This is a genomic window from Nocardia sp. NPDC006630 (assembly GCF_040611495.1).
GTDB lineage: Bacteria > Actinomycetota > Actinomycetes > Mycobacteriales > Mycobacteriaceae > Nocardia.
In genome coordinates, this window is record NZ_JBEXOK010000001.1 from 42,701 (window position 1) to 61,469 (window position 18,769).

At 67.5% G+C, this 18,769-nt stretch carries 18 protein-coding genes and 1 tRNA gene; 10 read left to right on the top strand and 9 right to left on the bottom strand.

Annotated elements, in window-relative coordinates:
* Window positions 1–4: 4 nt before the first annotated feature.
* From ABZX86_RS00195 to ABZX86_RS00205, 3 genes are all read right to left on the bottom strand, one after another.
* Window positions 5–442, bottom strand: coding sequence for a hypothetical protein (locus ABZX86_RS00195; protein ID WP_297614430.1), 438 nt, complete (start codon window positions 440–442; stop codon window positions 5–7).
* Window positions 439–1,290 (bottom strand): hypothetical protein, encoded by an 852-nt coding sequence (locus ABZX86_RS00200; RefSeq protein ID WP_355118484.1) that lies wholly within the window; start codon window positions 1,288–1,290, stop codon window positions 439–441. Before ABZX86_RS00200 ends, ABZX86_RS00195 begins: the two co-directional genes overlap by 4 nt.
* A 314-nt stretch (window positions 1,291–1,604) precedes the next feature.
* Window positions 1,605–2,678, bottom strand: a complete 1,074-nt coding sequence (locus ABZX86_RS00205; RefSeq protein WP_355118486.1) for a polyprenyl synthetase family protein — start codon at window positions 2,676–2,678, stop codon at window positions 1,605–1,607.
* 419 nt (window positions 2,679–3,097) lie between these two features.
* Here ABZX86_RS00205 and ABZX86_RS00210 point away from each other — a divergent pair, with 419 nt between their 5' ends.
* The 3 genes from ABZX86_RS00210 to ABZX86_RS00220 all read left to right on the top strand — a co-directional run bounded on the left by ABZX86_RS00210 (window position 3,098) and on the right by ABZX86_RS00220 (window position 5,211).
* Window positions 3,098–4,306 (top strand): UDP-N-acetylglucosamine--N-acetylmuramyl-(pentapeptide) pyrophosphoryl-undecaprenol N-acetylglucosamine transferase, encoded by a 1,209-nt coding sequence (locus ABZX86_RS00210; protein ID WP_355118488.1) that lies wholly within the window; start codon window positions 3,098–3,100, stop codon window positions 4,304–4,306.
* 19 nt (window positions 4,307–4,325) lie between these two features.
* Window positions 4,326–4,769 (top strand): helix-turn-helix domain-containing protein, encoded by a 444-nt coding sequence (locus tag ABZX86_RS00215; RefSeq protein WP_355118490.1) that lies wholly within the window; start codon window positions 4,326–4,328, stop codon window positions 4,767–4,769.
* A gap of 85 nt (window positions 4,770–4,854) precedes the next feature.
* A complete protein-coding gene (locus tag ABZX86_RS00220; RefSeq protein WP_355118492.1) occupies window positions 4,855–5,211 on the top strand; it encodes a ribosomal subunit interface protein in 357 nt (118 codons plus the stop codon).
* Window positions 5,212–5,227: 16 nt separating this feature from the next.
* On the opposite strand, the gene ABZX86_RS00225 is transcribed toward ABZX86_RS00220, so the two are convergent.
* Complete coding sequence (locus ABZX86_RS00225) at window positions 5,228–6,103, bottom strand: LuxR C-terminal-related transcriptional regulator (protein WP_355118494.1); 876 nt, start codon at window positions 6,101–6,103, stop codon at window positions 5,228–5,230.
* A gap of 62 nt (window positions 6,104–6,165) precedes the next feature.
* Between ABZX86_RS00225 and ABZX86_RS00230 the strand changes: the two genes are divergently transcribed.
* The 4 genes from ABZX86_RS00230 to ABZX86_RS00245 all read left to right on the top strand — a co-directional run bounded on the left by ABZX86_RS00230 (window position 6,166) and on the right by ABZX86_RS00245 (window position 10,862).
* Complete coding sequence (locus ABZX86_RS00230) at window positions 6,166–7,818, top strand: AMP-binding protein (protein WP_355119764.1); 1,653 nt, start codon at window positions 6,166–6,168, stop codon at window positions 7,816–7,818.
* Window positions 7,815–9,530, top strand: coding sequence for an AMP-binding protein (locus tag ABZX86_RS00235; RefSeq protein ID WP_355118496.1), 1,716 nt, complete (start codon window positions 7,815–7,817; stop codon window positions 9,528–9,530). Before ABZX86_RS00230 ends, ABZX86_RS00235 begins: the two co-directional genes overlap by 4 nt.
* 45 nt (window positions 9,531–9,575) lie before the next feature.
* Window positions 9,576–9,770 (top strand): hypothetical protein, encoded by a 195-nt coding sequence (locus ABZX86_RS00240; RefSeq protein WP_297614420.1) that lies wholly within the window; start codon window positions 9,576–9,578, stop codon window positions 9,768–9,770.
* 333 nt (window positions 9,771–10,103) lie between these two features.
* Window positions 10,104–10,862, top strand: coding sequence for a hypothetical protein (locus ABZX86_RS00245; protein WP_355118498.1), 759 nt, complete (start codon window positions 10,104–10,106; stop codon window positions 10,860–10,862).
* A gap of 92 nt (window positions 10,863–10,954) precedes the next feature.
* Here the strand turns inward: ABZX86_RS00245 and ABZX86_RS00250 are convergent, their stop codons facing one another.
* Window positions 10,955–11,596, bottom strand: a complete 642-nt coding sequence (locus ABZX86_RS00250; protein WP_355118500.1) for a helix-turn-helix domain-containing protein — start codon at window positions 11,594–11,596, stop codon at window positions 10,955–10,957.
* 107 nt (window positions 11,597–11,703) lie between these two features.
* Between ABZX86_RS00250 and ABZX86_RS00255 the strand changes: the two genes are divergently transcribed.
* The gene (locus ABZX86_RS00255; protein WP_355118502.1) at window positions 11,704–12,426 is read left to right on the top strand and encodes an SDR family oxidoreductase; all 723 of its coding nucleotides are present in this window, start codon (window positions 11,704–11,706) and stop codon (window positions 12,424–12,426) included.
* Between the two features lie 39 nt (window positions 12,427–12,465).
* Here ABZX86_RS00255 and ABZX86_RS00260 read toward each other — a convergent pair whose 3' ends face one another.
* A complete protein-coding gene (locus ABZX86_RS00260) occupies window positions 12,466–13,050 on the bottom strand; it encodes a TetR family transcriptional regulator (protein WP_355118504.1) in 585 nt (194 codons plus the stop codon).
* A gap of 75 nt (window positions 13,051–13,125) precedes the next feature.
* Between ABZX86_RS00260 and ABZX86_RS00265 the strand changes: the two genes are divergently transcribed.
* The gene (locus ABZX86_RS00265; protein WP_355118506.1) at window positions 13,126–14,928 is read left to right on the top strand and encodes an ABC transporter ATP-binding protein; all 1,803 of its coding nucleotides are present in this window, start codon (window positions 13,126–13,128) and stop codon (window positions 14,926–14,928) included.
* On the opposite strand, the gene ABZX86_RS00270 is transcribed toward ABZX86_RS00265, so the two are convergent.
* The 3 genes from ABZX86_RS00270 to ABZX86_RS00280 form a co-directional block, all read right to left on the bottom strand.
* A complete protein-coding gene (locus ABZX86_RS00270; RefSeq protein ID WP_355118508.1) occupies window positions 14,918–15,712 on the bottom strand; it encodes an alpha/beta hydrolase in 795 nt (264 codons plus the stop codon). The two genes, ABZX86_RS00265 and ABZX86_RS00270, sit on opposite strands and share 11 nt — an antisense overlap.
* A gap of 117 nt (window positions 15,713–15,829) precedes the next feature.
* On the bottom strand, window positions 15,830–16,078 hold the full coding sequence (locus tag ABZX86_RS00275; protein WP_355118510.1) for a hypothetical protein: 249 nt from the start codon (window positions 16,076–16,078) through the stop codon (window positions 15,830–15,832).
* 159 nt (window positions 16,079–16,237) lie between these two features.
* Window positions 16,238–16,310: transfer RNA gene (locus ABZX86_RS00280), tRNA-Ala, on the bottom strand.
* 127 nt (window positions 16,311–16,437) lie between these two features.
* Between ABZX86_RS00280 and ABZX86_RS00285 the strand changes: the two genes are divergently transcribed.
* Window positions 16,438–18,387, top strand: coding sequence for a DUF222 domain-containing protein (locus ABZX86_RS00285; RefSeq protein ID WP_355118512.1), 1,950 nt, complete (start codon window positions 16,438–16,440; stop codon window positions 18,385–18,387).
* The last annotated feature ends 382 nt before the right edge of the window (window positions 18,388–18,769 follow it).

An 18,769-nucleotide genomic window follows, 5' to 3' on the forward strand; every position in this document is an offset into this window, starting at 1 on the left:
CGGCTCAGAGCCTGCCGACGTCCTTCAGGACGCGCCGGGCCTGTGCGAACAGCATGCCGACATTCACGGTTTTGCGGCAGACGACCACGATGACCACATCTTCGCGACTCTCGGTGCGGACGAACAGATGTGTCAGGTTATCGCTGTTGACCAGAATCTCCTGGAAATAGTGCCGGTCCAGGCGGACGCCGCGGCGCTCCTTCCAAATGTCCTCGATCATCACCACATTGCGGCCCTGGAACAGGTCCAGGGTGGCGGCGGCGAGCAGATCGAGTACCTCCTGGGGATGATTGTCGACGGTCTCGACGGCCAGCAGCATTCCGGTGGTCATATCGATCGCACCGGCGGCCAGGCACTCCGGGACTTCCGAGCGCAGGGTCTTGACCAGAACTCCGATGCGGTCGGACAGACTTCCGGGACCTGTCGCGTTCGAAGTATTCATGGTGTCCTTTCTGATTTCCGCACGATGGCGGTCCGTTGATAACCACGGGTGGCGGGCTGCGGCGGGCGCGGCGGCAGCGTGTCATTGATGCCGCTGGCCCCGCGGCGGCGGCGCGGCAGCATCGATCTGGCCGCACCGGAGTGCGCGGTCTCGGCGGCCGGGGGCTGCGCGCGCTCCGGGGCGGCAATGCCGATGAGGTCGGCGTCGAGCATGCGGACGACCTCCACGGTCACCGCATACAGGCTGCGGCACAGCAGCATTGCGATATCCCGGCAGCTGCGGCGGCCGTTCACCCAGAGCAGGATCTCCTGCCGCTGCGCGCTGCCGGGGACCTCGAGCGCACTGCCGGGGCCGCTCAGCACCGCGCGGCCGCTGTCGGTGAGCACCAGGTGATTGCGGTGCGGAGATACCCGGCCGTGCGCCAGCGCGGTCAGCCGCCTATCGGTCTCCAGCAGCAATCGGGCCGGTTCGACGCCGGGTTCACAGGTGTCCGGCTGCCCGGCCGGTTCGGGCAGGTCGTGCCAGCTGCACCCCGCGACCCAACCGGCGGTAATGGCGAAGGCGCCGTCGAGCGCCGCCATCAGGACGACCACCCGCATATCGGCCGCCCCCGCACAGCTGCGCCCGGGCCGGGAAAGTAGTTCGCGCACACCGGGTGCACCGGGCGAATCGACCGTGACAATGTGGCCCTGCCGGAAATGCAGATCTCCGCCCGGTTCACCGGACACACGCAATAGTCCCGTATGTCCGGATGTCGCAGCATTCAGCAATTCCCGCACCAATTCTCGGGTGGATTCCCTACCGAGCGCCGGCAATGCCCCGGACTCGACGAGAGGCCCCGTTGTCATGGTGGAACTCCTGAGAAAATTCAGCACGAATAGCGAAAAGCGCACGCCTGGTACGTATTCAGACGGTGACCCATATCGTGCCGAGCTACCGCGTGCTGGATATCCTGACAGTCCAGCAGTTTTGGAGCAACGGAATCCGGTGAATTGGTTACCAAAGTCCCATGGTGGGAGCGTCAAGCGGGGTTACGGCAAAAGTTTGCGGAAAAGCCTTGTCCAGCAACAAATACCGCCCGGTCGAATTATCGACCGGGCGGTAAATAGAACAAATAGGACAGGGTAGAACAAATGAGACAGTGCGCTCCAGGCGCTATCGTTCAGTGATCGCGCTCGACCACACAATCCGCGAGTTGCATAAGATCCTTCGCACGCCCGCCGTATCCGGAGATACGCGATTTGGCCGCCCGCACATGGCGGATCGATTCGGCCTGCGCCCAGCGCCTGCCCCCGGCCCGCGCGATGAGATCGGCTGCGCGCACCGCGGATTGACCGTCCAGCGGCTCGCCCGAGCAGTACAGCTCGGCGAATTCGCGGCCGGCGGCGGTGCCCGATTCGAGCGCCACCACCACCGGCAGACTTCGCTTGTGCCGCAGCAGATCATTGCCGACCGGCTTACCGGTACGCGCCGGATCACCCCAGATGCCCATGAGATCGTCCACCAGCTGGAACGCCAGGCCCAGTTCGCGGCCGAAGTGATCCATGGCCTCGACCTCGTCCGGCCGAGCGCCGGCGCAGAGCGCACCCATGGCACAGGCGCAGCCGAGCAGCGCACCGGTCTTGTGCTGCAGGGTCTCCAGGCATTCGTCCAGTGTCACTTCGGTTTTCGTCTCGGCGGCACAGTCGGAATGCTGACCCAGGCACAGTTCGATGACGGCCTCCTCCAGCCGGGCGATACCGCTCAGCGCCGCGATCGGAGCGCCCGCGAGGGTCCAGATCGCCAAGCCGTGCATGGCATCACCGGCGAGCACCGCATCGTCGATGCCCCAGACCCGCCACACCGTGGGGCGGCCGCGCCGCATCTCATCGCCGTCCATGACGTCGTCGTGGATGAGCGTGAAGTTGTGCACCAGTTCGATGGCGGCCGCGGCATGCACGGCCCCTGTCGACCACTCCGAATCCCCCCGCTTACCGGCGGCCCGGGCGGAGGCCAGCACCAGCGCGGGCCGCAGCCCCTTACCCGATTCGGCGACCGCCGCGACACCGGCGGCATTCCACCAGCCCAGGTGATACCCGATCGGAAGCCGTAGCTCTGCGGGCAGCGTATCCACCGCCGCCCGCAGCAGCGGTTTCGTCAATTGGTGTGCGCGAGTGAGGATCTGCGCCGCCCCGTCGCCCCCTTCCCAGGGCGTTCCGGTGTCGAATGCGGGATCTGCCGCTGCCGACGAAGTCATGGCCACCTCCGGTTACTCTTGGAAAACGTTGTCGCCGAATGAATCTCGTGGTCAACGAGTCGGGGATTCCTGGGGAGAAGGGCGAGGGGATCGCTCGGGGTGCGGGGCAACCAGCGGGGACCACATGCAGGCCTTCATGCTCGGGCCCTCCCACTGGACGGATTGCACTGCTTACTGCACCACCATGATCCGAATCACATTCATGGTAAAGGCCCATTGGCTGTTAGCCAACACCTCGCAATCTCCCCAGACCGACCAGTACCTGCACAAGCGACCACCGGAGAGCGCATCGAGATAGCCTGAACCGGACGTGGCACCGGCCCCGCAACGGCGGAAGCCACCGCTCCGACGGCACATCGTTGCGCCGCACACCCTTCCGGGTGTATTGCACAGCAACCGACATTCAGGAGGCTCGACACATGTCCGATTCCGCACTCGACCGCGCCGCGATTTTGCGGCGTGTCGGCGCGCACCGCGCCGTTCGCGTGATTGTCGCCGGGGGCGGCACGGGCGGGCACACCTATCCGGCGGTGGCAGCCGTGCGCGCGCTGCGCGATCTCGTCGCGGAGGCGGGCGCGACGGCGACGGTGCTGTGGGTCGGTACACCGGACAGTCTCGAACAGCGGGTGGCCGCCGAGCACGAGATCGAGTTCACCGGCATCAAGGCCGGGAAGCTGCGGCGGGATCGCAATCCGCTGCGCATGCTCAATGCCGCCAATGCCAAAGACGCGGTGCGTGTGCCGTTGAGCGTGCTCGCGGCCCAGTCGGTCGTGCGGCGATTCCGCCCGGACGCGGTGCTGTGCACCGGCGGTTATGTCTGCGCGCCCATCGGCATGGCCGCGGCGCTGCGGCGGCGGCCGCTGGTGATCCACGAGCAGACCACCGGCATCGGAAAGGCCAATCAGCTACTGGCCCGCGCGGCGGATCGCATTGCGCTCAGCTCCGCAGCCTCCGTGGCACTGCTGCCCGCGAAAGCTCGTGCCCGAGCGCTGGTCACCGGCAATCCCATTCGGCCCGAACTCGCTACCGGCGATGCCGAAGCCGCTGCGCCCGCACTGGAATGGACCGGCTACTCCCCCGAGCTGCCGACCGTCTACGTCACCGGTGGCGCACAGGGCGCGGTGCAGATCAACGACCTCATCGCGGAGATCCTGCCGGAGCTGCTGACCGTCGCCAATGTGATCCACCAGTGCGGACGGCGCTCCTACGATCAGGTGCGCGAGCGCGCCGCCGCGCTGCCGGCCGAACTGCGCGACCGCTATCTGGTCCGCGATTTCCTCGGCGCCGAACTCCCCGATGTGCTGGCACTGGCTGATGTGGTCGTATCACGCTCCGGCGCAGGCACTCTCGCCGAACTGACCACCCTCGGCAAGCCTGCGGTCCTGATCCCCTATCCGCATTCCGTCGGCGGTGAGCAGATCCGCAATGCCCGCATTCTCGCCGAGCAGGGTGCGGCCCGGGCGCTCATCGGCGACGAGGCCACCGCGCCCGGACTGCGCACCGCCCTGTTCGAGCTGCTCACCGAAACCGATTCGCGCACCGCGGTTTCCGCCGCCGCCCGCGCCATGGGCCATCCCGACGCAGCGGAGCAGCTCGCGCTGGCCGTACTCGACCTCGCCACCCGCTGACGAATTCGCCGCACTCCAGGTGATCGGCGAGCAATGGGCGCTGCTCGCCCTGCGCGAAGTATTTATGGGCGTACGCCGATTCGACGCCATCCAGGAGGCCACCGGTGCGCCGCGCGCCGTACTCGTCCGCAGGTTGCGCACCCTCGTCGAGGCCGGCGTGCTGGAACTGCACGACTATCGGGAACCCGGCTCCCGCACCCGGCAGGAGTACCGCCTCACCGAAGCGGGCCGGGAACTACAACCGGTCCTCACCGCACTCATGCAGTGGGGGGACAAACATCTCGCCGGACCCGACGGACCGCCGCTGTCGGTCCTGCACACCGACTGCGGCGCACCCGTGCGCGCGGTACTCTGCTGCGCCGACGGACACCGGCTCGCCGATACCGGGCGGGAGCTAAGTCCGGTTGTCAATCGGCAAAACCTGTCGCGGGCAATACCTTCCGGCGAGTCGCTCAAACAGTGATGTTCACAACCAGCCGATCGGCCCGAGAGCGGGTAGTGTCGGAGACGTCAGCAAGTACTCGGCTATTCCAGAGTTTGGAGATGCCATGCAAATCCAGGTCTTCGCCGACAAGCACATCGGCGGCAGCGCGCCCCTCATCGAGCAGGCGCAGGACACCATCGGATCGATCCTGACCTATTACGCGGACCATCTCACCCGCGTCGAGGCCCACCTCACGGATGTGAACGGCCACAAGGGCGGGTCGGAAGACAAACAGTGCAATCTCGAGGCGCGGCCCAAGGGGCAGCCTCCGGTGGCGGTCCGGCACCGCGCCGCGACCGTCGAAGAGGCGTATATCGGCGCCGCCGAAAGCATGGCCCACCTGCTGGACAGCCGATTCGGCCGGCTACACCACACCAAGGGCGGGGACACCATCCGCCATATGCAGCCCGCTGAAATTTAGGGCAGGGCTGCAGAACTCAGGGCAATAAGCCCAGGCGGCGGGCTCGTACCACCGCTTCGTGCCGGGTATGCGCGCCGAGTTTGGTCATGGCACTGCGCAAGTAGCTCTTGACCGTCTCGGCGCGCAAGGAAAGCCGCAGCGCCGCTTCGATATTCGTGCAGCCCAGGGCGATCTGGGCAAGCACGTCGAGCTCCCGGGGCGCCAGCGTCACCTCCCGATCGGGGTCCGTCACACCGGACACCAAGCGCGCCAATCGCTCCGTGACATCCCGTAATTTGTTGCGCGCCTGCGCATCCGAGACGGTGGGGGTGATACCGCGCAATTCCGCGTGCAGATCCCGGAGCTGTTCGGTGACCATCGCATCCGCACCGGACAGCAGCTGGGCCTGCGCCGCCTCGTGCGCCAGGCGCAGCCGGACCCGCCGGTCCACCTCATCGCGAATCGCGAGTTCCACGCTCAACCGGCGTCCGGCCTGCACCATTTCATCGGCGATCCGGTCCCCGATCGGACCGGACTCCCGATTCGCGACATACAGCACCGCGCGCGCCTCACCGCTCACCACCACCGGCACCGCGACCACCGCGCGCAGACCCTCACCGAGCACCGCTCCGTCGTAGTGATGCGTGATAGTCGAGGCCGATCGATAGTCCGCCACCGAGCGCGGCTTGCCCGTGGCCACCGCGCTCCCGCCCAATCCGGAACTCGGCGCGACCGCCAGGCCCCGCATGCGGTTCGTTCGCGTTCCCACGAACTCGCTGAGCACCAGCGTGCCCGCATGCACCGCACCGCCGAAGACCACCGGCGCCTTGGACAGCGCGGCGAGCTGCCGCAGCTCGGACCGCAGTACGTCGCTGTCACGCGGACGCAGCAGCCCCTCGGGGGTCTGGCTCATCAGGTACCCCTTTCCGGGGGTAGTCGGTGCCGGAGTGTGACGTGAATCCTAGCCAAGTGAGCATGAGCATGGACCGGCTCCCGCCGGTGAGCTATTCCTTCGGGATCTGGGACGCGCCGCTGCTCGGCGATACCATCGGCACGAACCTCGACCGCACGGTCGCCCGGTTCCCGGATCGCGAGGCCCTGATCGACTACGCCACCGGTATCCGGTGGACCTATCGCGAGTTCGCCGCGGAGGTGAACGCGCTGGCGCTCGGGCTGCTGGCCACCGGGCTGGGCAAGGGCGACCGGGTCGGCATCTGGGCGCCGAACTGCCCGCAGTGGACACTGACGCAGTACGCCGCGGCCAAGATCGGCGCGATCCTGGTGAACATCAATCCCGCGTATCGCGCACACGAACTGCGCTATGTGCTGGGACAGGCCGGGGTTCACACGCTGATCGCCGCGCCCGCCTTCAAGACCTCCGACTACCGCGCCATGATCGACGAGGTGCGGCCGGACTGCCCGGAACTGGAACGGGTGGTGCTGCTCGACAGCCCGCAGTGGCGGCGGCTGTTCGATACCGGGCGAGCCGGGGATCCGGAGCAGCTGACGCTCGCGCAGGCGGCGCTGTCGGCCGACGATCCGATCAATATCCAGTACACCTCGGGCACAACGGGATTCCCCAAGGGCGCCACCCTGAGCCATCACAATATTCTGAACAACGGCTACTTCGTCGGCGAGCTGTGCGGTTATACCGAACAGGACCGCATCTGCATTCCGGTTCCCTTTTATCATTGCTTCGGCATGGTGATGGGTAATCTGGCCGCGACCAGTCACGGTGCGGCCATGATCATTCCGGCGCCCTCCTTCGAACCGCGCGCCACCCTGGAAGCCGTTGCCGCCGAACGCTGTACGTCGCTGTACGGCGTGCCGACCATGTTCATCGCCGAGCTCGCCGATCCGGAATTCGACTCCTACGATCTGTCCTCGCTGCGCACCGGGATCATGGCCGGATCACCCTGCCCGATCGAGGTGATGAAGCAGGTCATCGATCGCATGGGCATGCGCGAGGTGAGCATCTGCTACGGCATGACCGAAACCTCGCCGGTCAGCACCCAGACCCGGGCCGGCGACACCGTCGAGCAGCGCACGGCCACCGTCGGGCGGGCCGGACCGCATCTGGAGATCAAGATCGTCGACCCGGTCACGGGGCAGACCGTACCGCGCGGCGTCACCGGTGAGCTGTGCACCCGCGGCTACTCCGTCATGCTCGGCTACTGGAACGATCCCGAGAAGACCACGGAGGCCATCGATTCCGCCCGCTGGATGCACACCGGCGACCTCGGCGCCATGGACGCCGACGGGTATATCGCGGTCACCGGGCGCATCAAGGACATGGTCATTCGCGGCGGCGAGAACATCTACCCGCGCGAGATCGAGGAGTTCCTCTACAGCCATCCCGACATACTCGACGCCCAGGTGATCGGGGTGCCCGATGCCAAATACGGCGAAGAGTTGATGGTGTGGATTCGCATGCGCGAGAACGCGACCCCGCTCACCCCCGAAACACTGCGCGAATTCTGCGCCGGACAGCTGGCGCACTACAAGATTCCCCGGTACGTGCACGTCGTGGACGAATTCCCGATGACCGTGACCGGCAAGATCCGCAAGATCGAAATGCGCGAGGTCGCCGTCCGGCTGCTCGAGCAGTCCACCGAGGAGCAGGCATGACCGAGTCGCACAGCGCCAATACCCGCGCCTACCGGACCGCCCGCGACCGGCTCGTCGCGGCCGCGACCGATTACCGCACGGCGGTGGACACCTTCGAATGGCCGCAGCTGACCGGCGTATTCAACTGGGCCACCGACTGGTTCGACGTCATCGCCCGCGGCAACGACCGCACCGCGCTGTGGATCGTCGAGCAGAACGGCGATGAGCAGCGCATCAGCTTCGACGAGATGGCCACGCGCTCGGATCGGGTGGCCACCTGGCTGGCCGGGCTCGGCGTCGGCAAGGGCGACCGGGTCGTGCTCATGCTCGGCAATCAGGCCGAACTGTGGGAGGCCATGCTGGCGGTGGCCAAGCTCGGCGCGGTCATCATGCCGACCACCGCTGCGCTCGGCCCAGAGGATCTCGCCGACCGGATCGGCCGGGGCGGTGCAGGATTCGTGCTCGTCAATGCGGCCGATACCGCCAAGTTCGCCGAGGTGCCCGGCGACTACCTTCGAATCGCGGTGGGAGAGACGGTATCCGGCTGGCACTCCTACGCAGACGCCGAAACCGTGGAGTCGAGCGGTCCGTTCACCGCCGTCACCGCGGTGGACGATCCGCTGCTGGTGTACTTCACCTCCGGCACCACCAGCAGGCCGAAAATGGTGCAGCACTCGCAGATCAGCTATCCGGTCGGCCATCTGACCACCATGTACTGGATCGGCGTGCGCCCCGGCGATGTCCACCTGGCCATCAGCGCACCCGGCTGGGCCAAGCACGCCTGGAGCTGCTTCTTCGCGCCGTGGCTGGCCGAGGCGACCGTATTCGTCTACAACTACGGCCGATTCGACGCCGCGGCGCTGCTGGAGCAACTGCGCAGGGCGGAGGTGAACACGTTCTGCGCACCACCGACGGTGTGGCGCATGCTGATTCAGTCCGATCTCGGCGAGCGACCGGCCGGTCTGCGCGAAATCCTCGGCGCCGGTGAGCCTCTCAATCCGGATGTGATCGCCCAGGTCGAGAAGGCCTGGGGACTGACCATTCGTGACGGCTTCGGACAGACCGAGACCACACTGCAGGTGGGCAATATGCCGGGACAGCAGGTCAAGCCCGGTTCCATGGGCCGACCGGCGCCCGGAGTGCCGGTCATACTGGTGGACCCCCTTACCGGAGAACTCGCTGATGAGGGCGAAATCTGCCTCGACCTGGGCTACACTCCGGTCAACCTGATGACCGGATATCTGGGCGATCCGGAACGCAATGCCGCTGTCACGGCGGGGGGCTTCTACCACTCCGGTGATGTCGCCTCACGCGACGACGACGGATATATCACCTATATCGGCCGCACCGACGACGTCTTCAAGTCCTCCGACTACAAGGTGTCGCCGTTCGAGCTGGAAAGCGTGCTCATCGAGCACCCAGCCGTGGTCGAAGCAGCGGTCGTCCCGCAGCCCGACGACACTCGCCTGGCTGTGCCCAAGGCGTATGTTTCGCTCGCCGCTGGGTGGGAACCCGATCGCGAAACCGCCCGCGCCATCCTCGAATACGCCCGCGACCACCTCGCACCCTATCTGCGAGTGCGCCGCGTGGAGTTCACCGAGCTACCGAAAACCATCTCCGGCAAGATCCGCCGCGTCGACCTGCGCCACCGCGAGGAGCAGGCACACGCGACGGGAACACCCATACCCACCGAGTACCGATACGAGGACATTCTCTCCGATCCGAAGCCGTAGTCCCTTACACCGCAACCTCATTCCGACGACCGATTGGAGCCTTGCGTGCTGCCCCACAGCGTGGAGACCGCCACCGCATACGTCATCGCCGCCCTCGAGGACAAGGGCACCGCAACGCGCGACGATTTCGACGTATCCGGCATCGTCAGCGCGACCCATCAAATCGCCGAGACGTGGGATTTCCATTCGGTGGACCGCGACCGGTTCTGGGGAATCGCCGCCACGTTCCTGAAACCGTGAACTGATCCGAATCGGCCGCTGCGCAGCAACCGGATCAGGCCGGCGCCCCCTGTCGGGGCGCCGGCCTATCCTGCGGTGAATGCCCAGGCCGGGTGGTCGATCGGGCGTACACTGGAACTCTGCCTGCAATGAGTCTGTTCACCCAGCTCACGAACCGTGGCAGCTCACTGGAGAGGCCATCTGATGACGACGGTTCCTGCGCAGACGGCTTCCTTCCGGCAACTCCCCTCCACGGCCCGCCTCCGGCCGAATAACTGTGGCGGGCACAGTCATCGAATACCCCTGCTGCGCTCGTCGTCGACAACGGGCTGACATTCACAGTCGGGGAAACGAATGCCGCCGTTCATGGACCGCAATGACGCGGGCCGGCAGTTGGCCGGACTGCTGGCGGCCTTTCGCGGCCATGATGTGGTCTTACTCGCCCTACCCGGCGGCGGGGTACGCGTCGCTCACGAAATCGCGGCCAGGCTGCATGTCCTCCTGGATGTGATCCTGGTGCAGCCGCTCGCCGTGGCCCGCTGCCCCGATCTCGTCTACGGGCTGCTCGGCGAAGAGCACACGCTGCTGATCGATACCGCCGCCGTGGCGCGCGGGCAGCTCGGCGATCCGGAACGCGAAGACACCGAGCTGACGCAATCGAAGATCCTGCGCCACAGCGCGTTCAGCTACCGCGGTGAATATCCGCGGGTGAGCCTGGAGAATCGCACCGCCGTCATAGTGGACGACTGCCTCACCGAGCCGGGCGCGGTGCGTGACGCCTGCCGGATGGCGCGCATGCACGGAGCCATTCGCGTCGCCGTCGCCGTCCCGGTCGCGGGGCGGCAGGCGCTGAGCGGTCTGTCACCCTACGCGGACAAGATCGTCTGCCTCAATGCCCCGGCGCAATCGCCGAGCGCCGGCCACTGGTATCGCGATGCCGCACCGACCACCAGCAGCGACATCGCGTCGATGCTGGGCACGAATCATTCGGCCGCTGCGTCCGATTCGGCTGCCGCCTCCGATTCGCCGGTGGGTTTACCGCCGGGCTTCGACGGGGCCAGCCGGATCACGCCGGCATCCAGGTCGACGTCCATGCGGGGGCGATGGCCCTGACCGTCGCTGTCGCCACTGCCCTCGTCGTCCAGTTTCTTGCCCGGGAATAGTTCACCGATGACACCCACCTGTTCACCATAGCCCCGCAGTGGTCAGGATGGCTCCGAGCCTGCGCCGAGCGCATTCATGAGCTGCTCCTCGGTGATCGGCGGGACCGGCAGCGGATGTGCGGCCGAGGCGCGCAGGCCGTCGAAGACGAAGGCGAGATGGCGGCGCCAGGCGTCCGGGGCCAGCGTTCCCGTCGCTTCGACGATTCGGGTGTGCGCCCAGGTGATGAAGGCGATGTCCTCCAGTACCCAGTCGGCGCGCAGCACTCCGGCTTGCTGTGCGCGGGTGATGATTTCGCGCATCTTCCCATGACCGTCCGCGCGGGCACGGGCGATGGCCGCGCTCGGGGCGGCCCGGACCGCCAGTTCATTGAGCAGGCGGTCACCGGCCTGCAGTTCACAGACCTTCTCCACCAGGTAGGTGAAGGACTCCCAGGGGTCCTCGATCAGCAAGGCCTGCTCGGCAATTCGGCCGCCGGACTCGATGCGATCCTCGACCGCGGCGGCGATCAGCTCATCGCGGGTCGGGAAGCGGTTGTAGAGGGTGCCGATGGCCACACCCGCACGGGCGGCGATCTCCTTCACCGGTGCGTCGAGGCCGCGTTCGGCGAAGACCTCGCGGGCCGCGGTCACCAGCGCATCGCGATTGCGGCGCGCGTCGAGGCGGAGCGGCTTGTTCGAGGACATTCGCCGATCCTACAAATCCGGAGCTCGAAATATCTTGAGCACGGGTTCAACTTAATGTTAGCGTCGCCGAGTAACTTGAACCACTGCTCAACTTAGTGAGGCACCACATGAGCAAGACCATCGCGATCTTCGGATTCGGACCCGGGCTCGGCATGGGCACCGCACGCGTCTTCGGCCGGAAAGGGTTCCGGGTCGCGGTTGTCGGCCGCCGACCCGACAAGGCCGAACTGCACGTCAAGGACCTGCGCGCCGAGGGGATCGAGGCCGTGGCGTTTCCCGCCGATGTCACCGACGCGGCTCAGGTGCACAACACCGTCAGCGCGATTCGCGCGAGCTTCGGCGAGATCGACGTCGCCGTGCACGGCGCGGCCGGAAATCTCGGCGACCGCATTCCGTCCACACTCGATCTGGACGTCCCCGGCCTGAGCATCCCCATGGCGCTCAAACTGCATTCGCCCATTCTCATGACACGCGCCCTGGCGCCCGCCATGATCGCCCGCGGGGACGGGGCGCTGCTGTTCTCCTCCGGCTCCACACCGCGCGCACCCTGGCCGCATCTGTCCAATTTCGGCGTGGCCCTCGCGGCCCAGCACGGCTATGTGCAGCAGCTCGCGGCGGAACTGAACGGCACGGGCGTTTACGCGGGCGTACTGAATATCGGCGTGCTGATCGGGAACAGCCTCGCCGAGGAGCTCATCGACAACAATCCGGAGCTGGTTCCCGAGGGGCTCGAAATCGTCCGTATGTCGAATTACGAACTGGGCGAACACTATTGGCGCATGTACGTCGACCGCGACAGCGCGTCGGTGGACATCGGTTTTCCCGAATAGAACCGCGCGCAGCCGGATTCGCGGAGCTGCCGGATTCGGTTATGCGGGTTCGGGTTCGGGGAGGACGCCGCGGGTGAGGGTGGTCATGATCGCGTCCACCAACTCGTGGCGAGGTGTGCCGTCTTCCTTCGCCGCCTCCCAGCCCGCATAGAGCAGCGCCCAGAAGGTGCGGCGGATCCAGGGCAGCGGGAGGGTGGACCCGGTGGCCTCGGCCATTCTGACCAGGACCGCGTCCACCGGGTCGTCACCGCGGTCGAGTTCGTCCCAGAGTGCGCTGTCACCGGCGAGGCTCGGCTCGGTGTAGACGAACAGCAGGATCGGGCCGAGGGCGAACTGCCCTTCCACCACGCGGCGCAGGGCTGCGAGCGGAGTGCCGCCCATCGGCTCGGCGCGGACGATGGCCTGGCTGCTGAGATCGGTGACGTGCCGGGCGAGGGCGCGCAGCAGGTCGATCCGCTCGGGAAAGTAGCGGTGCAGGGTGGTGCGGCCGACCTCGGCGGCGGTGGCGATCTGGCCGAGCGAGGCCGTCGGGGTCGCCGTGAGGACCTCGGCCGCCGCATCCAGAATGGCCGCACGAGTGCGGGCCCGGACGCCGGTACGCGCGGCGGGAGCGGTGGCAGTCATATTCGGAACGGTATCAGGTGACCCTAAATGGGACATAATTTGACTCTAATGGAACAGATGTGTTCCATTAGAGGAATGCGAGATACCGGAACCATCGCGTCCACCACCACCGGCCGTGGACAGCACCTGCGGTTGCTGTGGTCTTTCGTGCGCCCGCATCGGCGACGGCTGCTACTCGCCCTGCTGCTCGGATTCGGCTATACCGCCGCCGCGCTGGCCACACCGCTGGCCACCAAATGGATCCTCGATTCGGTCGGAGCCGCGGGGTCGCTGGTGCAGCCGATCGCACTGCTCGCCGCCCTGCTGGTCCTCGGCGCAGGCTTCGGACTGGCCGAATGGATTCTGCTGGGGCGCATTGCCGAGCACATCGTGCTCGACGCGCGCGCCGGGTTGGTGCGCAGGTTCTTCCGCGGCGTGCTGCCGGATCTGCAGTTCCGCCCACCCGGCGAGCTGGTCACCCGGGTCACCTCGGACACGCTGCTGCTGCGGGAAGCCGCGTCCTCCAGCCTGATTCATCTCATCAACGGCACCATCGCACTGGTCGGCACCTTGATCCTGATGGCCGTGCTGGATGTGCCGCTGCTGCTGTGCACGCTGGCGGCGGTGCTGATCATCGCGGTGCTCGCGGGCTGGCTCATGCCCGCCATCGCCGTTGCGCAGCGGCAGGCCCAGGAATCGGTGGGCCGGCTCGGGGGGATTCTCGAAGGCGGCATCCGGGCGCTGCGCACGGTGAAATCCAGTGGCTCCGAAGAGCGGGAGACCCAGCGGGTGCTCGCCGAGGCGCGGACCTCGGCCCGGCATGCGGTGCGGGCCGTGCGCATCGAAGCGGTGGCCTGGACGGTGGCGGGCAGCGGTATTCAGCTGGCCATCATCGTCATTCTCGCCTACGGCGCGTGGCGGGTCGGGCAGGGCGAACTCGCGGTCTCCACCCTGGTCGCCTTCCTGCTGTACGCATTTCAGCTCGCGGACCCAGTGGGTGAGATGACCACGCAGGTGGCGCAACTCCAGTCGGGGGTGGCCGCGGCGGCGCGGTTGCGCGAGGCCGAATCCATTCGCACCGAGGATCTTTCGGCCGGGAGCCGCGACGCCACCGATCGGACGGGGCGCATTGTGCTGACCTTCGAGGATGTTTCGGTGACCTATCCGGGGAGCAGTCGGCCCGCGCTCCGCCATCTCAGTGCGGCCGTGCCACGGCGCGGGCACACCGCCGTCGTCGGGCCGTCCGGGGCGGGCAAGACCACGCTGTTCTCGCTCATGCTGCGGTTCTATGATCCGGACAGCGGGCGGATCATGTTGGACGACAAGGACTATGGAACGTTGCGCATCGACGGGGTCCGGGCGCGCATCGGATATGTCGAGCAGGAGACGCCACTGCTGGCGGGGACCGTGCGGGACAACGTGATCTACCAGTATCCGGACGCCACCGATGCGGAAGCCTGGGCGGCGCTGGCGGCGGTCGGACTGGATGACACCGTGCGGCGCATGTCGGGCGGATTGGATGAGCCGGTTGCGCACACCAGCCTTTCCGGAGGTCAGCGTCAGCGGATTGCGTTGGCACGCGCCATTGTCCGGCGACCGGACGTGTTACTGCTGGACGAGGCGACCGCGCAGCTGGACGGGCGCACCGAGGCGGCGGTTCAGGACATCATCCGGCGCATTGCTCGCGACAGTGCCGTGGTCACCATCGCGCACCGGCTCTCCACGGTGATCGACGCCGACACCATCTGGTTGATGGAGGATGGTGCGCTGCGTGCCGTCGGGACCCATGAGGAGTTGCTCGCCGGGGACGAGCTCTATCGTGAACTCGTTGCCGCGCTGCGCATTTCGGGCCCTGCCAGCCATGGGACCACCGGTTCGGCGAGTGCGCTCAACGCGTGAGGAATTCGTCGAGCGCGGCATTGACCAAGTCCGGAGCAGTCCAGTTCGGTGCATGGCCCGCGCCGGGAATCGTCACCACCGCACCGGCCGCGGGCAAGCCGGAAGCCAGCGCCTCGGACTTCTGCGCGGTGCTCGAACCGTCGAACTCACCGCGCAGAACCATTACCGGGCAGGTGATTTCGCCGAGGCGATCCACCAGCGACTCCCGTTCGATCAGGCAGGCCGCCGCCTGCCGGATCGCGGGCCGGTCACTGGCCGCCCACTTGGCCCGCCACGGCGCCTGATCGGCGGGCGTGCCGCCGATCAACTGGGCTGCCAGCCCGGGCGCCAGCTCGTTCAGCGGCACCTCCGGATTGGTCCACGCATCGAACAGGTCGCGATAAGCCGCCTGCTCGGACGGGGTCGACGCGCCGGCGTCGGTATCGAGCAGCAGCAGTGCGTCCGTGCGCTCCGGCGCCAGCAGTGCCGCGCGCAGTGCCACGTAGCCACCCTGCGACATGCCGCCCAGGATCGCGTGCTCGACCTCGGTGGCGTCCAGGATGGCGAGCAGGTCGCGGGCCGAATCCCAATAGGTGAAGGGAGCGTCCGGATCGGCGGTGGTGCCGCCGTGGCCGCGCGCGTCCCAGCACAGCACCCGGAAACCCCTGGATTCCAGGAACTCCACCTGCGGCGCGAACATCGACAGATCCATGAAGAATCCGTGGCCCAGTACTACGGTCGGCAGGCCTCGGCGACCGGAGTCGGTGTAGAACACGCGGGCACCACCGGTGCTGACGTACGGCATGGCGGTAGCGTAACCGCGCCGCTGTCGCGGTGTCGCGACCGAAACACGGTCCGCTCAGTGCGCATTCCGGCCGCGCGAGCCGCTTGTCGTTCCGAACACCTTGGAGCGCAGGACTCTTCAGCCTTCGGTGGCGGTCCGGGGGTCGTGGTCGGCGGCAAGATGTGCGGCTATGGCCGCCTCGACCAGCTGTCGCCAGCCCGGATTGTCCTGGGTGGTCTTCTCGTCATGGAACCATCGGCAATCGGGAACAGGGCAGACGAATCGGTAGGTGCCGTAGTCGTCGATGCGACCACCGGGACTGAAGGGCCGTTCGTCCGCCGGCCTGAGATCGCGGTGTTCGGCGAAGGCGCCAGGTTCGTCTCCCACCCGAGTACTCGATCACATACTGGTGCGCCGGTACCACTCACGAACCAAGCGGTACGCGATCCTGTGACCGCGGACACCTTCGAGCCCGGCGGGCAATGCGGGCCCGGAGACACGAAAACCGCCCTCGAGAGGACGGTTTCGGTGGAGAAAACATTCGAGTGGAGCTAAGGGGATTCGAACCCCTGACCCCCACACTGCCAGTGTGGTGCGCTACCAGCTGCGCCATAGCCCCATGTTCAGTTCTTGTTCGCGAGGCGTGCCCCGCTTGCTTGAAAGAAGTTACACGACCTGCATAGAACAAACCAAATCGCCTGCACAAATGCTGGCGGCGGCGATCTTCGCGGCGTAGGGTCGAACACATGTTCGATAGCGGAGAGGCGGAGGCGATGGGCGATGCGGAGCTGATCGAAGCGCTGCGACGGGCACACGGTGCGGCGGCGTTCGCGCAGGCGGCGGAGATCACGGCCATTCGGGAGGTGTATCGCCGGCATCGCGCCGGAAATGCCGAACCCGGGCCGGGCGGGATCCGGGCCGGCGAGTTCGCCGCCGCCGAAGTGGCGGTCGCGGTGCAGGTTTCCGAGGCGGTGGCGGCGGCGCTCATCGATATCGGGCTGGCGCTCGATTCCCTACCGCAGACGCGGCTGGCGTTCGCGGCGGGGCGGATCGATCTGTCGCGGGTGCAGGTCATAACAGAGGCCATGCGCGGGCTCGCGCGTGAGGTGCGAGAAGCACTGGAGCCCAAGCTCATCGAGGCCGCCACCCGATCCGAGCCGAGCCGGCTGCGGCAGACGGCGCGGCGCTGGGTGATTCGCCTGGATCCCGAGGGTGAACAGCGCCGGCGCGAAGCGCGCGAGTCCGACCGCGATGTGCGAATTCGCGCGGTGCACGACGGTATGGCGGTCTTCGACGGCCTGCTACCCGCCGCTGGCGCCCAAACCGTCGCCATGCGGCTGCGCGAGATGAGTCTGCAAGTGTGCGAAGACGATCCGCGCACCATGCCGCAGCGCCGCGCCGATGCACTGGTCGCACTCGCCGACGGCACCGGCCGCCTCCGCTGCGGCTGCACCCACGGTAAAAACTGCCCCCAGGCCGGCGCCCCCACCTCCCCCCGCCGTCCGCTCATCCAGGTCGGCATGTCCGCCGAAACCCTCCTCGGCCTCCGCGACGACCCCGCCTTCCTCTCCGGCTTCGGCCCCGTCGACGCCGCCCTCGCCCGCACCCTCGCCGAACACGCCCGCTTCCAGGTAATCCCCGAATACTTCGCCCCCACCAGCGACGCGAACCAATCGATCGCATCCACCGCCGACGACCCGAGCCCATCCGCAGCATCCGACCCTCGCCCATCGGCAACACCCACCACCCGCGACCGCAGTGCCTCCACAAGACCCGCCCCTGACCTGAAGTCGTCGGTGACACGCGCCGACACGGACCCAAGTCCATCGACGGCTACCCCCGGCGGCGACCAGACTCCTTCCGCGACGACCGCGATACCCGACCTGCTCCCATTGGCGGCACGCGCCAACGCGGACACGAATCCTTCGGCAGCGACCGCCGACAGCGACCCGAGTCCATCGACGGTGACGAGGATCGGGGGGCCGCGCTCGTCGGGGGCGCGGCGGAATCCGACTGCTCCGATGGCGCCGTGGGAACGCTCGGCCGGGCTGTACGAGGTGCCCGCTGATTCGGTTGCGCCCGAGGCGCTTCGCGCGGCCGCACGCCAGGCCGCGGGTTCCGGTGCGCCGGGCGCACATCCGGCGGGCTCGAAGCGCAATTCCGCGGCGGCGAAGGTCGAGGTATCGCCGCCGTTCTCGGCCGCTCCCCCGCGGGAGGTGCGTGCCTTCGACGGGCTGTGCCGGTTCCCCGGCTGCACCATGCCGGCCGCCGAAACCCTGCTCTCCCAGTTCGATTCGCTGCGGATGCGCCGCCCACCCCAGGCCAGCGCGGCCCCCCGCGCCGTGCTCTGCTCCCACCATCACCGCCTGAAAGCCCTGGCCGACAGCGGAAAACAACCCTGGCGCGTCTACCTCGCCGACACCGACCGCATGCGCTGGATCGACCCTTCCGGCGAATCCCACGAAACCATCCGCGAAGGCGCCCGGTACCTCTTCCCCCACACCGATATCGACGCCCCCGCCAAACCACCCCACCGCCCCTACCGCCTCCCCGAAGAACCAACCCCCCTCCCCACCCCCGCAACCACCGACATCGCCTACCCCCTCGACACACACGTCCTACTCCACCCCCAGCTCTCCCGCTCCACCCCCGAAAACGACATCCCCACCCTCCCTGCCCGCCCGTCCCCACGGTGAATCCCACGACCACCCCGGGCCGGCAAGCCCCAGCCCCCAGTTCCACACCGCAAGGCCTGAGCCACCCATGGCCAGACCTCTCAGGACCTCGACGCGAGCGCGGCCCTACGCCACCCGCACCTCGATGAGCCCCAGCCCTTCCCACCCCTGACCACGGACCCGTGCTGCCAGCTCGGTTCCCTGCCCGGGGTGCGGCTCTCCTGAGGCCCCGATGGGCCGCACCCCACCAATTCCTGCACACCCGATTCCAGGGAGCCGTGACTGGCACGCGACTCCCGCCCGGGGTGCGGCCGACCCGGCGCCCCCGACAGGCCGCACCCCACCCAATGTCCTTGCGCCCGTGCGATTCCACGAGGCACTCATCGAGTTGGATACAGCCGCT